We start from the raw sequence: 14489 nt of genomic DNA, 5'->3' as shown, positions 1-14489 counted from the left end.
GAAAAAGAATCGTAGGAACCGCTCTATCTTTTGGTTTTTATGCATTATCCTACGCAAAACCGCTTCGCACTTTTGCTGGAAATGCTCTAATTGGAGCTACCATGAATATTGCGATCATTGGCACGGGCTTCGTCGCCGATTACTACATGACCACGCTGCGCAATTATCCACAATTGAAGCTGCTGGGTGCCTTTGATCGCTCGGGTGAACGGCTCAAGGTGTTTGCAGCGCATTATAACGTGCGCGCCTATGAGAGCTCTGAGGCAATCCTTGCCGATAAAGACGTGCAGCTCGTCCTCAATCTGACGACGCCGGAAAGCCATTATGCCATTTCACGCGCCGCCCTTGAGGCAGGTAAGCATGTCTATTCGGAAAAGCCGCTGGCCATGGATTTCAACGACGCCAAGGCGCTGGTTGAGTTTGCGGCGGCAAACGAACTGACACTGGCGGCCGCACCGGCCAATGGCCTCAGTGACGCGCAAAAGCTCGTTTCAAGCTCGATGAGCGAGATCGGCACGCCGCGTCTGGTTTATGCGGAGATGGAAGACGGCCCGGTTTTTCGCGACAAATGGGCGACATGGCGCTCGCAATCGGGCGCGCCATGGCCGGGTCTGCATGAGTTTGAGATTGGCTGCACGCTGGAACATGCAGGCTACGCACTCTCATGGCTGGTGTCGCTTTTCGGCCCCGTTGAAAGCGTCAGTGCTTTTTCTTCGATCACGTTCCAGAACAAGGGGCCGGGAACAGAGCATTTGCACATGGCTCCTGATTTCTCCGTCGGTTGCCTGCGCTTCAAATCCGGTCTTGTCGCGCGTCTGACATCCGGCCTTGCAATGCCGAAGGATCGCAGCCTGACAATCGTGGCGGACAAGGGTTCCATCACCGTCGATGATCTCTGGGATAACCGTTCTGCTGTGCGGCTTGAATCGACCACCAGAAAGCGTTCTATCCTGTCGCGTGTCTTTGGTCGTCTGGAAGCAAAACTCGGCAAGACTTTGCCATGGAAACCGGCTGTCGGCAGCAAGCTCGCCTATCCAAAAGGCGATATGGTGAGCCTGCCGTCATTCCCATCACAGATTGATTTCATGCGTGGCGTGGCTGATCAGGCGCGCGCCATTGAAACCGGTATGACGGCCTTTTTCTCCGGCGCGGTGGCCCTGCACATCACCGAAGTAGCCCTCGCACTCAATAATGCGGGCGAAAACGCTGCACCCTATAAGGTGCGGAGCACATTCTAAGTTGGCTTTTGCGCAAGCACAGTGCTGACGATGTTTGCCACCGCAGCGCTGTGTTCAAGCGGCATGATCGGGCTCGAAATCTCGCCGCGTGTCACCGCATCGCGCACGGCTTGCGCCTGAAACTGCAATCCGTTTCCAGCAAAAGCGTGGTGTTCAACCGTTCTGCCCGGCAGAGGCAGGCGGTTGAGGATTTTGCCAACCAGCCCGCCCGGTCCTTTCGGACCAAGGGCTGAATTCAGCACATTCGCGGAAAAAAGTGTCAAACGCTGTGCTTTCAGAAAAGGTGCGTGGATGAGGATCGCGCCGCTTGTGCCTTCAATCAGCATCTGGTTTTTGCCGTCGTGATCAAAGCCGCATGAGAGCTCAGCTTTGGCCGTCGCATATGTCAGCGTGATTTCCGTACGCATATCGACGCCGCTTTTGGCTTTCGTCCAGCGCCCGCTGACGGCATCGGGCAGGCCCAGAAAACTCAGCGCAAGCGAAACCGGATAGACACCGAGATCGAAAGCAGCACCACCGCCAAGTGCCGGATTGAAAAACCGGCTTTCAGGATCTTCCGCACGGAAATAGGAGAGGTCAGCCTCGATACGCTTTACTGTTCCGATTCGCCCGGTTTTGATATGCTCCCGGACCGCAGCAATCGCTGGAAGAAAGCGGCTCCACATCGCTTCCATGGCAAAGACATTGTGTGCTTTGCTTGTGGTTGCAATCTGGTTTGCGCCGTCTGCATCAAGCGTCAGCGGCTTTTCCGTGAGACACGCTTTGCCTGCGGCAATTGCCTGTAATGTCTGGGGGACATGCATGGCATTGGGTGTGGCAATGTAGACGGCGTCGATATCAGCGCTGTTTAGAAATGCCGATGGATCGTCAAATGCGTTGTCTGCACCGATGCGGCTTTTGAAGTCTTCAGCACTATCGAGCGAACGAGAGCAGACAGCGGACACGCGCATATCGTGACTTGCCTGAATGTCAGCTGCGAAGGCGCTGGCAATCGTGCCCGTTCCCCAGATGCCCCAACGAAAATTTTTGCCGTCGCGCTGCTTACTCGTCATGGTTTTACCGCCAACCCCTTCGCGATACCCTTGTCATTTGTCTGTTGTATATCGCATGATATGCGGGATTACGACCGGCTTTGCCTGCCGTTTCCCTCTTCATGTGATCAAGGTAAAAATATGAGTGGAATTGTTGTAGCCGTTGCGCGCGACGCCGAGCATCGTTTCTCGAAACAGCTGGTTTCTGAGATCAGTATCATTGCAGGGCAGGGCGTTGAAGGTGATGCGCATAAAGGTGTGACGGTCAAGCATCGTTCGCGCGTGAAGGCTGATCCGACTCAACCAAATCTGCGTCAGGTCCATCTTATTCAGGCAGAGCTTTTCGACGAGCTGACCGAGAAAGGCTTTGACATTGCGCCAGCGCAGTTGGGTGAAAACATCACCACACGGGGGATTGATCTGCTCGCACTGCCCAAGTCGACCATTCTCAAAATTGGTCACGATGTTGTTCTTGAACTCACCGGCCTGCGCAATCCATGCTCGCAGATTGAAAACTTCGAGAAAGGGCTTTTGGGCGCTGTTCTCGATAAAACGGAAGACGGCGAACTGGTGCGCAAAGCGGGTGTCATGTCGATCGTTCTTGCAGGTGGAAACGTGCAGGCTGGCGACAATATCGAGATCGAGCTGCCGCCGCTGCCGCACGAGAAACTGGAGCGCGTCTGAGCATTTAAATCGGTTAGTTTTTTAGATAAAGGCCTATCAAATTTGCGTCATATGCCCTAGATCATCCAACAATAGGATACAGACTGGCGCTTGCTGGCGCTAAATAGTGCGACGGCAGCAATTGCGGCAGCCCAGTCTGTCGGCTCTCTAATTCTGTATGACAAGCCAGTTGGCTGTGTTTCAAAAGGGCAAAAAATGGAAAAAGCAGATATCGGAATGGTCGGCCTCGGCGTCATGGGTTCGAACCTTGCGCTGAATATCGCCGAGAAGGGCTACACGGTAGCCGTCTATGACCGCGACGAGCCCGTCCTGAAAGCATTCATCGAAAAAGCTGGCGCGCTGCGTGACAAGATCATCCCTTGTGCCACCTTTGAAGAACTGGCTGACAATATCCGCAAGCCACGTCCAATCATCTTCCTGATCAAGGCTGGCGCGCCAGTTGATGCCGAAACCACCCGCCTCAAGGCTTACCTTGAGAAGGGCGACATCATGATCGATGCGGGCAATTCCGATTACCGCGACACAGTACGTCGTTTGAAGGCGCTGGGTCCAAACGATCCGACCTTTGTGGGTATGGGTGTATCGGGCGGCGCGGAAGGTGCACGTCATGGTCCTTCGATGATGGTCGGCGGTACAGAGGAAGCCTATGAGCGCATCGCGCCAATCCTCTTGGCTGCTGCTGCAAAATATAAGGGCGAGCCTTGCTGCGCGCTGGTCGGCCCGGATGGTGCGGGCCACTTCGTGAAGACCGTTCACAACGGTATCGAATATGCCGACATGCAGATGATTGCCGAAATCTACGGCATTCTGCGTGATGGCCTCGGCCTTTCGGCTCCGGCGATCGGTGATGTATTTGAGAAGTGGAATGCGGGCCCGCTTAATTCCTACCTCATCGAAATCACTGCGAAAGTCTTGAAGGCAACCGACCCTGAAACCGGCAAGGCGATGGTCGATGTGATCCTCGATGAAGCCGGACAGAAGGGTACTGGTCGTTGGTCGGCTATCGAAGCGCAGATGCTCGGCGTTCCGGCAACCGGTATCGAGGCTGCAGTTGACGCACGCTCTTTGTCGTCGCTGAAGACCGAGCGTCAGGCTGCAGAAAAGGTTTACAATCCTGCTCCGCGCACGCTGGACATTGCCGATCAGGCTCAGTTCCTTGCTGATCTCGAACAGGGCCTTTTGGCTGGTAAGATCGCAGCCTATGCTCAGGGCTTTGCCGTTATGTCGGCAGCGTCGAAGGAATATGGCTGGAAAATTCCGCTGGCGACCACTGCCCGTATCTGGCGCGAAGGTTGCATCATTCGTTCGCTGTTCCTGGACGACATTGCACAGGCTTTTGAAGGTCAGGAAATCGAAAACCTTCTGCTGGTCCCTGCTTTCGTTGAACGCATGGGCAAGGCATCGAAGGGTCTTCGCAAGATCGTGGCTCAGGCAGCTCTCGCTGGTCTGCCGCTTCCGGCACTTGGTTCGGCATTGAGCTACTTCGACAGCTTCACGCAGTCGCGTGGCACGGCCAATGTTATTCAGGGGCAGCGCGACTTCTTCGGTTCGCACGGCTTCAAGCGTGTGGATAAAGAGGGTGATTTCCACGGCCCTTGGGGTGATTAAGCTCTGACAAGCTTTGGCTCTGTTTGATGGAAAATCACATCAGGGCCATAATCTTGACGCTCCGTGAAAACAAGTTTCACAAAAAAGCCGCCCGAATGGGCGGCTTTTTTTGTTACGTTTTATCGATCAGATCGGCGCTCTAATCAGCCAACACCAGCAGATCATGTGAGGCAAAATGCACCGTCACTTTGTCACCACGTTGTGGCGGGGGCTGGGTCGGATCGTTGAACGTATCGAATGACAGCTGGTTCTTGCCAAGCGCCACGCGTGTACGAATAACCGAGCCGAGGAAGTGCACATCCTCAATGGTCGCATCGAGCGACGTATCGTGGCTCTTTCGTGCCTCCAGACTGACCGCTTCCGGACGCAAAGCCAGCGTGATTGCCTTACCTTTCGGATGCTGCCCAAGTTCTTCGTTCACTTTGATTGTGCGGCCATCAAGATCGATGCTGTTTTGTCCCGGTTCATTGACAGATGCTTCGAGCATGTTGAGCGTACCGACGAAGGATGCAACAAAACGCGAGGCAGGACGGTTATAGATATCAAACGGCGTACCGATCTGATCCGCCCGGCCTTCATGCATCACAACGATACGATCAGAGATCGATAGGGCTTCTTCCTGATCGTGGGTCACGAAAACAGTTGTAATGCCGAGCTTCTGCTGGATCGCACGGATTTCCTGACGCAGCGAGATACGGATCTTTGCGTCAAGTGCCGAAAGCGGCTCGTCGAGCAGAAGCACCTGCGGCTTGGTTGCAAGCGCACGAGCCAGCGCCACACGCTGCTGCTGGCCGCCGGACATCTGATACGGATAACGATCCGCAAGATGCTCAAGCTTGATGAGGCTGAGCATTTCCTTGACCGTCGCGTCGATTTCAGCTTTCGACTTGCCTGAAACGCGAAGACCGAATGCCACATTCTGTGCAACCGTCATATTCGGGAACAGCGCATAGGCTTGAAAGACCATGCCGATATTGCGCTGATTGGGCTTGAGATCGACTACATCCTTGCCATCAATTTCGATTGCACCGTTATCAGCACCTTCAAAGCCTGCGATCATACGCAGGACAGTGGTTTTGCCGCAACCCGATGGGCCGAGAAAGGAGACGAACTCGCCTTTCTCGACGGCGAGGTTGAAATCGTGGACGACGGTATTGGCGCCGAAGCTCTTTTTCAGGTGCTTGAGATTGAGAAAAGCCATGAATGTTACCCGGCGTTTGTCTTGAATTTGTTGAGGCGCGAGACAAGCTGCAGCATGATGATGCTGAGCCATGTGATGCCAAACGAGATAATCGCCAGCGCTGACGGTTCATAAGCGCGGTTGGCGCCGACGAGCTGGAGATAAGGGCCGAAGGCTGGGCGATTGAGCAGGGATGCCAGCGTGAACTCACCGATGACGATAGCAAAGGTGATGAAGGCACCGCTCATGACGCCCGACATTACATTGGGGAAAATCACCTTGAACATGATTCGTCCCCAGCCAGCGCCAAGGCTCTGTGCTGCTTCGGTGAGAGTGCGGACATCAATCGTGCGCATGGCCGTATCAACAGCGCGATACATATATGGCAGCGACAAAGTCATATAGCCGAACATCAAAAGCAGATCAGTTGCCCGCGTTGATGAGGTGAACGGCAGCCATGACGACGAGTTATAGATGCGCAGATAGCCGAACACGATGACGATTGCCGGAATAACCAGCGGCATCAGTGTGATGAACTCGATCAGCGGGCGCAAATGCGGCAGGCGCAGGCGAACCCAATAGGCTGTCGGCACCACAAGCAGCACGCCAAAAATGATGGTCAGAATGCCAAGCAGAATCGAATAACTAAAGGTTGCCTGGAAATTCGGATCACTGAAAACAACCCGGTAAGCGTCGAAGGAATATTCACCGCGGCGCATGCGCAGTGAAAACTCGAAAGTGCCAATCAGCGGCACAAGGAAGTAGATCGCGCCGATCAGGAAGGCGATCCATGCACCGATCTTCTGAACGTTAAAGGCCTTTTTCATCGCTGCCACCTTTCAGCCCGGATACGCAGCCAGATGTAAAGGAGGTTGGAAAGCCCGGTTATAACGATCATACCAAGCGCCAGCGCATAGCCAAGGTTCTGGTTATGCAGAACGTCGCCGCGGATCTGTGCAAAGAGCAGGATCGGAACGATGTTGAGCGATGAACCCGTGAGCGCGTAGGCAGTAGCAATTGCACCAAAAGCGTTTGCAAACAAAAGCAGTGTCGTGCCGAGCAGGCTTGGCCAGAGGATTGGAAACGCAACCATACGCCAGTATTGAAGATTGGTGGCGCCCAGGATCGAAGAAGCTTCGCGCCATTCTTTCTTCAGGCCGTCCAGTGCTGGTGTCAGAATCAGCACCATCAGCGGAATCTGGAAGAACAGATAGGTGATGGTCAGACCGAAGAAGCTGAGAAGATTAAAGCCGGTCGAATAAAGATTGAAGCCGAACCACTCACGCAACAGGATGGTCACGAAGCCGGTACGGCCAAGGGTCGCAAGAAATGCGAAGGCCAGTGGAACACCGGCGAAATTCGATGCAACGCCTGAGAAGGTCAGAACGGTAGGACGCAGCCAGCGCGGCAGATTGCCAAGCACCACAGCCCAGGCCAGAAAAAAGCCGATCAGCGCGCCGCCAAGGGCGGAGGCGAGGCTTACTTTGATCGAAATCCAATAGGCACTCAGAATCTGAGGCTGGAAGAGATCACGGACATTCTGAAGCGTGAAATTGCCGTCAGGGTCCTGAAAGGCGCCGATGATGAGATACATCGTCGGCCATAACAGGAAGAGAATGGCAAACAGAAAGAAAGGCGCGACGCCAATCCACGATAGTGGCAATTGACGCTTACGCACCCCGCTGATTGGTGCGGTTGTTTCGGCTGATGAACTCATGCGTTCTTTCTTTAGAGCATAATCCCGAAAGCATACACGTTTTCGGATGCGACTACGCGTGAAATTAAGAGACGGAGTATCTCTGTCGGCTAAGATTCAATCAAATGCCTGACTGTTCGGGAAACACTGCGACGACCATTTCTGGTCGTCGCAGGCATAAACAGGGCGAGATGAAATCGCTTACTGGACGTTTGCGCCGACGACGCTATCCCAGTTCTTGGTGATTTCTTCCTGAGCGGCTTCAATCTGTTCCAAGGTGGGGAAGATAGCCTTTTCATAAGAATCGGCTGGTGGCAGCTTATCGAGCAGTTCCTGTGGGATCTTGCCAGCTTTCGCCATTGCGTTGAAGCGGATCGGATGGCAGTAGCCCTTCAGGTAGCCGAGCTGGCCTTCATCCGAATAGATGTGCTCCATCCAGAGCTTTGCAGCATTTGGATGCGGTGCATAAGCGCTGATCGCCTGAACGTAAACGCCAGCAATAACGCCCGTCTTTGGAATCACGGTTTCAATTTCCGGATTGCCCTTAAGCGTATCGCGGTCGGCGAGAGCGTTGTAATCCCAGCGGATGACGATTGGGGTCGAGCCCTGTGCCAGCGAAGCGGCCTTGCCGATGACCGGAACGAAGTTGCCATTGGCATTGAGTTCCTTGTAGAATTCAAGGCCCTTCTTGCCAGCTTCTACACCTGGTTCCGAACCGCGTGCGATACCTGCAGCGTGAACACCGAGGATTGCCTGAGCGGAAACGCGTGGATCACCAGCGAGAGCAACCGAATTGGCATAATCGCTCTTGAGCAGGTCTTCCCAATCCTGTGGGACGTCCTTAACGATGTCCTTATTCACTTCGAAAGCGAGAACACCGTAATAGTCGCCATACCAGTATCCTTCAGCATCCTTGGCGCTATCAGGAATTTCGTCCCAGGTTGCAACCTTGTAAGGCTGGATCAGACCGTCTTTCTTGGCGGTGGTGCCGAAAGCAAAGCCGACGTCGATAACGTCAGGAGCCTGTGGACCCTTGTTATCCTTGTTGGCCTTTATGGCTTCGATTTCGTCGCCCGAACCCGCATCTGGGTTCAGTTCGTTGACCTTGAGACCATACTTGTCTTTGAAGCTCTTGATGATTTCGCCGTAGCCGCACCAATCATGCGGGAGAGCGATGGTGGTCAGTTCGCCTTCGGCCTTCGCCGCAGCGATCAGTTCGGCCGATGGTTCAGCAGCAGCAATAGAAACCCCACCAACGGCGATTGCCGTCGAAAGCGACAGCAGACGCGCAGTAAATGCAAGCATTGTTTGACTCCCCTGTTAAAGTCGGGCGAACGCTCCCGGTCGATTCCAGTGTTCGCGCACTCCCGATAGCCGTCCTAGATGACGGTTGGATGACAGTTTGCGGATTGTCACAAAATGTCAACGACAGAAAGTGAAACACGTTTTCAGGGACTTAGCAATTGATCCATAAGGGTTAACTGCATTTTTATGACAATAAATATGACAAAGGTTTCGTGACTGTCACATTTTAAAAAGACGCGTTTCTCAAAACGACAGGGGCTTGCCTGCGCGCGGCATGATGCGTGCTAGTGCTTGATAAACGAAAATTTGTGAAATACTGGCGAAGCAGATTCAGTTTCGTTTGAAATCGAATCTTGTTGCTTGGGAAGCGAGCTTAATGCCCGCCGCCACCGCCTCCTGCTGCTTGTTTTGGTTTGCGCAGCAACACTGCACAGACTGCGAGCGTGCAGAACATCATCGTCAGGATGAAGAAGACATCGATGAAGGACATCAGTGTCGCCTGTTGGCGTACCATGCCTGACATTTTGGCAATGGCGACAGTTGCGCCATCCATGCCTGCCGCGTTGTATTTGGCAGTCAGGTTGGCGAGCATCTGCTCAGCTTCCGCATTGCCCCAGCGCACATGTTCAGCCAGCCGTTCATAATGCATATCGTTGCGGCGCATCAGGATCGTGTTGATGACAGCCAGCCCGACAGCGCCGCCAAGATTTCGTGTCAGGTTGAACAGGCCGGAAGCGTTCTTCATGAGAGACGGCGGCAATGTGCCAAGTGCAAGATTGTTGATCGGCACCATGCAGAGCATCAGCGAACAACCACGCAGAATTTGTGGCAGCAGAAGCTCGTAGAAATCCCAGTCTGCAGTAAGCCCCGTCACCATCCAGGTACCAGCCGCAAAACCAAGGAAGCCGATCATCATCATCAGGCGCGGGTCCATACGCGTGGACAGGAAACCGGCAAGGGGAGCGGTAAAGAACATGGCAAGACCGCTCACAAATAGCGCTTCGCCGATCATCAGCGCATCATAGCCGCGTATGCTGCTCAGATAGAGCGGATAGAGATAGGTCAGGCCATAGAGGCCGACACCCATCACAAAGGAAAACAGGGAGCCAAACGCGAAGTTGACGTTCTTGAAGGCTCGTAGATCCACGATCGGTTCTTCGGCTGTAAAAGCGCGATAGAAGAAGACGATGCCGCCAATTGTCATGACGCCAGACAGGATGAAGATCGCGTCATCCTGAAGCCAGTCATTGCGTGGGCCTTCTTCGAGAACATATTCCATCGAACCGAGGAAAGCCGCCATGCCGGCGAGGCCCCACCAGTCGAACTTGCTCAGAAGCGAGCTGTCGCCTTCATCGAAATCGATAAGGTTCCATGCGGCAATGGTGACAAGGATGCCGGGTCCGACATTAACCAGGAACAGCCAGTGCCAGGAGAAAGCGTGGCTTAGATAGCCACCAATGGTTGGCCCAATCGTTGGTGCAAGGGTTGCGACAAGACCGATCATTGGCGAAACGATAGAGCGCTTGGATGGCGGGAAGATCGTGAAGGCGGCTGCAAACACGCTTGGGATCATGCCGCCGCCAATGAAACCCTGAATGGCGCGATAAACGATCATTTGATCGATGTTGGTCGCAGTCGCACAGAGCATGGAGGCAAGCGTGAAGCCAGCGGCGGAAACGGTAAACAGCACGCGGGTGGAGACAAGGCGTCCGAGGAAGCCCGACAGCGGAATCATGATGACTTCCGCAATCAGATAGGATGTCTGCACCCAGGAGATTTCGTCGGAGCTGGCGCTGAGGCCTGCCTGAATTTCAGACAGCGAGGCAGACACAATCTGGATATCCAGAATGGCCATGAACATGCCAAACACCATCGCAAGAAAAGCAATCGCCTTCTTGGGATCGATGCGATCTTCTGCAGGAGCCATTGGCCCCATCGTGGTGTTTGCAGCCATGAAGGCGCACTCCGAATAGGAAGAGGAAAGGGGCGCGAAAGCTGTTTGCCGCGCCACCACATGTTCTAATGATCAGTTCTCACACGCATCCCGAAGAGCGTTATCGCGCGTGTCAGTTGGCCTTGTCTTCAGGCGCTGTGCGCGTGTCCACGTCAACCGTCACGCTGAGACCAGCGCGGATCTTGCCGGAATCGAGCGCTTCCTGAGGGATCGTGATACGAACCGGAACACGCTGAACGATCTTGGTGAAGTTGCCGGTGGCATTCTCAGGAGGCAACAGCGAGAACACGGCACCCGATGCAGGGGCTACCGATGCAACCTTGCCTTCAAAGTAAGGGCCATCGATGGCATCAACATAGATACGTGCTGTCTCACCGGTTTTGATGTGGCCGAGCTGCGTTTCCTTGAAATTGGCATCGATGTAGAGCTCATTCACAGGAACAAGCGCTGCAATCTTTTGACCCGCAGAAACGAGATCGCCTTTCTTGCCGGAGAGATTGCCAACAACGCCATCAAACGGTGCGCGCAGTGTAGTAAAGGCCAGATCGCGGGCAGCCTTGTCACGTGCAAGCTCCAAAGAGCGCATGCCGCTTTCCGCTTCCTTGTACTGTGCGTTCAGGACTTCGATATTGGCATTTGCCGAAGCAATCTGTGCATCCGATCCGGCAAGCTTGGCCTTGGCCTGATCAAGCGCGGACTGCGCATTGTCGAGTTCGGACTGCGCAGAGAACCGTGTGTCGTGGAGCTTCTGAATACGGACCATTGTGCTTTCGGCATTTTTCAGAACAGCCTGTGAAGCCTGTTTATCTGCCTGAGCCTGCTGCAGCACGGCCTGTGCTGCATCGATTTCAGCATTAATCCGTGCAAGTGTCTGCTTCTGTGTACCGAGCTTGGCTTCCGCTTCATCAAGCGCAATCTGATAATCCCCCGCATCGAGCTGGAAGATCACATCGCCAGCCTTGATGTGCTGGTTTGCAACAACTGGAATGTTGTCGATATAGCCGGTGACTTTCGGCGCAATAGACGCAATGTCGCCCTGCACGTAAGCGTCGTCCGTTGAAACCATGAAGCGGCCAACGGTCCACCAGTCATAGCCATACCAAAGGCCGCCTGCGACAGCAGCAATAAGAACGACTGGCAGAACAACGCGTTTGCCGACGCCCTTTTTCTTGCTGCTCTTTGCGGTGTCAGGTGTTGCGCCAGGTGCAGCTGTATCCGGGGCTGTTTGCGGTGCTGGCCGTTCGCCCAGGGGTTCTGTATTCACTCTGGACTGTTCTCCCTGAGCCGTAGGCGTTGGGAATGGGCGGATATCAGCCGTATCAACAGACTTATGGGCGGACATTTGGAAACTTTCTTTATAACCGCTTCAACGAACCGCTTGGTTCGATGTTGACTTAGAGCAATAAGTTGACCATATCAAGTGACATCGAACCGATTGGTTCGAGAAAATTATGAGTTTTGTACAATGAATCGTGAACATCGGATAGAACAGAGCGCTGCAGCTGCCTTGGATAGCAATGAGGCCAGTGCATTTGCGGTCGAACCCGATGCGGACGGCGGACGTACCCGTCTGGCCGCAGGTCGAGACCCAATAAAGCGCCAGCAGATTCTTGAGGGTGCGCAAAATGTGTTTCTGCGTATGGGGTTTGATGCTGCGAGCATGAACGACATTACGCGCGAAGCGGGCGTCTCCAAGGGCACAATTTACGTCTATTTCAACAGCAAAGAAGATCTGTTCGTCGCCCTGTGCGAACACTATCGCATGACGACTTTCAGCAAGCTTGTCGACAAAATAGACCAGGGATTTTCGACCCGCGAGGAACTCGCTGACTTCGGTGTCACGCTGGTTACGCTCATAACATCGACCACTGCAATTCGTGCGCAACGCATCATTCTCGGTGTGAGCGATCGCAAGCCTGAGTTGTCGGCACGCTTTTATGAGCGTGGTCCCAAACGCAGTCATTTGATCATGGCGGATTATCTTTCCAAAATGATCGAGGCAGGCGAACTGGAACCATTTGACCCACTGGAGAAGGCTTATCAGCTTTCGGATCTTTTTCTTTCCGGCCTCTATCGGCCGCGCCTTTTTGGCGTATTAAGCGAACCTCCTTCGAGGCAGGCAATTGTTAAAAATGTCGAATCTGCTCTCGATTTTTTCTTCAGGGCTTACGGCAAACGAAGCCCGGATGTTTCAAAATAGTACATCCGCCCTTCGAGCGAAGGGCTAAACACGTATAATAATGTCGGTAACGCAGTTTTCATTTGCGGGAGCCATATTTAGGCACGGTTCTTGTGTGTAATAGGTAGCAATCAATTTATTGCGGGTTGCAACGCAACCCATTTTTTATGTGACTTATAAGTGATTGAAGGCCCGAAGGAGTCGATTCGCCACCCATTTTTTGTGGCATCAGATGAAGCTCTTTTTCCTTTATTACCAAGGATATTACGCAATGACTCTCGACTTGATTCATTTTCCGAATTTTAAAAAGACCTTCTTTGGCACCTCGTTCCAGGGCGACACGCTTGCGCTTCTAACGCGGATCCGTGATGAGATTGGGTGCAAGTACATTATGCACACATATCGCGGGCGTATGGGGGATTGTACAAAGACAAACTCGTCCGATCTTACTGTAGTGATGACTTTTCCATCCAGCTGGGCGACCCGATATTCAGCAAAGAATTACTTCACAATTGATCCTGTTTTCCAGGATGACGCTCCCTATTATCGAAATGATTCCAGTGGCATCGTTCGCGATCTGAAGGAAGATGCTGCAGCATGCCCCGATATCGCCGACATGCTGCAGGATGCTGAAAAGCATGGACTGGGAAATACTTTTATAGCGGTCTCGGCACGCAATCCTAAGGGCGCTGTCGGCTGTACACTTTTCTGCTTTGAGCTTGAGGATCAAGCTACACAGGAAGAATTTCTTCTCAAGATTCGACCACGTCTGTTGAGTGTTTCAGGTATTATTCACAATACGCTGTGCGGTTGTGAGAATACAAAATCAGCAGCATCTCTTCTGACGCCACGTGAGATTGATTGTCTGCGATGGGCGGCCAATGGCAAAACCGACGGTGAAATCGCTGAAATTCTCAACATCGCTCGCTGGACGGTCGTAACCTACCTTCAGAACGCGAAGATCAAGCTTAACTGTTCAAACCGCACCTCTGCGGTGGCGACAGCGCTTTCGCTCGGCATTATTGAAATGCCGGAAGTGCAGCATTTGATGTGATGTCACGCTTGTACGAGAACCACAATTACACCGGATGCTTAAAACTTCCGGTGTAATTTCTGCAATACAGTCTGGTTTGGGTTAAGCCGTCTTCAGCATAGGCAACCGGGCATTGTCTATGGCGTCAATCAGACGGGCGGTATTCTGTGCCGGATCGTCATCCGGGTTCTCAAATACGATGTGGCTTAGTTCAACGCTTGCCGTCTTGCCTGATAGTGTCAGGCGGAAATAAGCGTAGACGCCCTTATTGCGAAACTCCATGTCGAGAACGATGGACGGATTTGTGAACCAGTCACATTGAAACTCACCGCCATGTCCGAGTTCGAGCGTGCCGGGGAAAAAGTGCAACTCAGTTGCCGAGTGGACGATATCTGCAATATTGGCGAACAGCTCGCAGCGGATGAAAGCGATATAGTCGGCCGGATCGACCAGCCGAAGTTCAGCAACAACTTCGCGAATGTTCTCGGCAATGATTGCTTCACGTTCGTTTGAGAATTGCAGGCTCTTCATCTTGCTACCACCGATCCGGAAGAACAGGGATATAGTATATCAGAATATCC

General features: G+C 53.3%; 13 protein-coding genes. 5 read left to right on the top strand and 8 right to left on the bottom strand.

Annotated features, from left to right (window positions below):
- The first annotated feature begins 101 nt into the window (after positions 1–101).
- Positions 102–1238, top strand: a complete 1137-nt coding sequence (locus C9380_RS17230; protein ID WP_128094119.1) for a Gfo/Idh/MocA family protein — start codon at positions 102–104, stop codon at positions 1236–1238.
- Here the strand turns inward: C9380_RS17230 and C9380_RS17225 are convergent.
- Positions 1235–2290, bottom strand: coding sequence for a Gfo/Idh/MocA family protein (locus C9380_RS17225; RefSeq protein WP_128094118.1), 1056 nt, complete (start codon positions 2288–2290; stop codon positions 1235–1237). The two genes, C9380_RS17230 and C9380_RS17225, sit on opposite strands and share 4 nt — an antisense overlap.
- 120 nt (positions 2291–2410) lie before the next feature.
- On the opposite strand from C9380_RS17225, the gene C9380_RS17220 reads away from it, so the two are divergent.
- A complete protein-coding gene (locus C9380_RS17220) occupies positions 2411–2953 on the top strand; it encodes an MOSC domain-containing protein (protein ID WP_128094117.1) in 543 nt (180 codons plus the stop codon).
- Between the two features lie 195 nt (positions 2954–3148).
- Positions 3149–4561, top strand: coding sequence for an NADP-dependent phosphogluconate dehydrogenase (gnd, locus tag C9380_RS17215; protein ID WP_036566624.1), 1413 nt, complete (start codon positions 3149–3151; stop codon positions 4559–4561).
- A gap of 139 nt (positions 4562–4700) precedes the next feature.
- Here the strand turns inward: gnd and C9380_RS17210 are convergent, their stop codons facing one another.
- From C9380_RS17210 to C9380_RS17185, 6 genes are all read right to left on the bottom strand, one after another.
- Positions 4701–5762, bottom strand: a complete 1062-nt coding sequence (locus C9380_RS17210; protein WP_111787517.1) for an ABC transporter ATP-binding protein — start codon at positions 5760–5762, stop codon at positions 4701–4703.
- A gap of 5 nt (positions 5763–5767) precedes the next feature.
- The gene (locus tag C9380_RS17205) at positions 5768–6568 is read right to left on the bottom strand and encodes an ABC transporter permease (protein ID WP_036566622.1); all 801 of its coding nucleotides are present in this window, start codon (positions 6566–6568) and stop codon (positions 5768–5770) included.
- Positions 6565–7458 carry an ABC transporter permease gene (locus C9380_RS17200; protein ID WP_100557373.1) on the bottom strand — a complete coding sequence of 298 codons (894 nt, stop codon included), beginning with the start codon at positions 7456–7458 and terminating at the stop codon, positions 6565–6567. Before C9380_RS17200 ends, C9380_RS17205 begins: the two co-directional genes overlap by 4 nt.
- A 180-nt stretch (positions 7459–7638) precedes the next feature.
- Positions 7639–8742, bottom strand: coding sequence for an ABC transporter substrate-binding protein (locus C9380_RS17195; protein ID WP_024895921.1), 1104 nt, complete (start codon positions 8740–8742; stop codon positions 7639–7641).
- A 373-nt stretch (positions 8743–9115) separates the two neighbouring features.
- Positions 9116–10696, bottom strand: a complete 1581-nt coding sequence (locus tag C9380_RS17190) for a DHA2 family efflux MFS transporter permease subunit (protein ID WP_024895920.1) — start codon at positions 10694–10696, stop codon at positions 9116–9118.
- 112 nt (positions 10697–10808) lie between these two features.
- Complete coding sequence (locus tag C9380_RS17185; protein ID WP_024895919.1) at positions 10809–12038, bottom strand: HlyD family secretion protein; 1230 nt, start codon at positions 12036–12038, stop codon at positions 10809–10811.
- 123 nt (positions 12039–12161) lie between these two features.
- On the opposite strand from C9380_RS17185, the gene C9380_RS17180 reads away from it, so the two are divergent.
- Together C9380_RS17180 and C9380_RS17175 are read left to right on the top strand one after the other, a co-directional pair.
- Positions 12162–12896 (top strand): TetR/AcrR family transcriptional regulator, encoded by a 735-nt coding sequence (locus C9380_RS17180; RefSeq protein WP_024895918.1) that lies wholly within the window; start codon positions 12162–12164, stop codon positions 12894–12896.
- A gap of 250 nt (positions 12897–13146) precedes the next feature.
- Complete coding sequence (locus C9380_RS17175; protein WP_024895917.1) at positions 13147–13929, top strand: helix-turn-helix transcriptional regulator; 783 nt, start codon at positions 13147–13149, stop codon at positions 13927–13929.
- 81 nt (positions 13930–14010) lie between these two features.
- Here C9380_RS17175 and C9380_RS17170 read toward each other — a convergent pair whose 3' ends face one another.
- Entirely contained in the window at positions 14011–14439 is a 429-nt protein-coding gene (locus C9380_RS17170; protein WP_024895916.1) for a BspJ family T4SS effector nucleomodulin, read from the bottom strand.
- Positions 14440–14489: the final 50 nt, after the last annotated feature.

Source organism: Brucella pituitosa (genome assembly GCF_003049685.1).
Classification (GTDB): Bacteria; Pseudomonadota; Alphaproteobacteria; order Rhizobiales; family Rhizobiaceae; genus Brucella; species Brucella pituitosa.
Note: the sequence above shows the minus strand (reverse complement) of the source record. Positions and strands in the feature narration are given on the sequence as shown.

What these genes read in the sequence shown, in the direction of transcription:
- C9380_RS17185 (WP_024895919.1), bottom strand. Translation starts at nt 12,038, where the DNA reads ATGTCCGCCCATAAGTCTGTTGATACGGCTGATATCCGCCCATTCCCA.
- C9380_RS17230 (WP_128094119.1), top strand. Translation starts at nt 102, where the DNA reads ATGAATATTGCGATCATTGGCACGGGCTTCGTCGCCGATTACTACATG.
- C9380_RS17220 (WP_128094117.1), top strand. Translation starts at nt 2,411, where the DNA reads ATGAGTGGAATTGTTGTAGCCGTTGCGCGCGACGCCGAGCATCGTTTC.
- gnd (WP_036566624.1), top strand. Translation starts at nt 3,149, where the DNA reads ATGGAAAAAGCAGATATCGGAATGGTCGGCCTCGGCGTCATGGGTTCG.
- C9380_RS17195 (WP_024895921.1), bottom strand. Translation starts at nt 8,742, where the DNA reads ATGCTTGCATTTACTGCGCGTCTGCTGTCGCTTTCGACGGCAATCGCC.
- C9380_RS17200 (WP_100557373.1), bottom strand. Translation starts at nt 7,458, where the DNA reads ATGAGTTCATCAGCCGAAACAACCGCACCAATCAGCGGGGTGCGTAAG.
- C9380_RS17170 (WP_024895916.1), bottom strand. Translation starts at nt 14,439, where the DNA reads ATGAAGAGCCTGCAATTCTCAAACGAACGTGAAGCAATCATTGCCGAG.
- C9380_RS17175 (WP_024895917.1), top strand. Translation starts at nt 13,147, where the DNA reads ATGACTCTCGACTTGATTCATTTTCCGAATTTTAAAAAGACCTTCTTT.
- C9380_RS17225 (WP_128094118.1), bottom strand. Translation starts at nt 2,290, where the DNA reads ATGACGAGTAAGCAGCGCGACGGCAAAAATTTTCGTTGGGGCATCTGG.
- C9380_RS17190 (WP_024895920.1), bottom strand. Translation starts at nt 10,696, where the DNA reads ATGGCTGCAAACACCACGATGGGGCCAATGGCTCCTGCAGAAGATCGC.
- C9380_RS17210 (WP_111787517.1), bottom strand. Translation starts at nt 5,762, where the DNA reads ATGGCTTTTCTCAATCTCAAGCACCTGAAAAAGAGCTTCGGCGCCAAT.
- C9380_RS17180 (WP_024895918.1), top strand. Translation starts at nt 12,162, where the DNA reads ATGAATCGTGAACATCGGATAGAACAGAGCGCTGCAGCTGCCTTGGAT.
- C9380_RS17205 (WP_036566622.1), bottom strand. Translation starts at nt 6,568, where the DNA reads ATGAAAAAGGCCTTTAACGTTCAGAAGATCGGTGCATGGATCGCCTTC.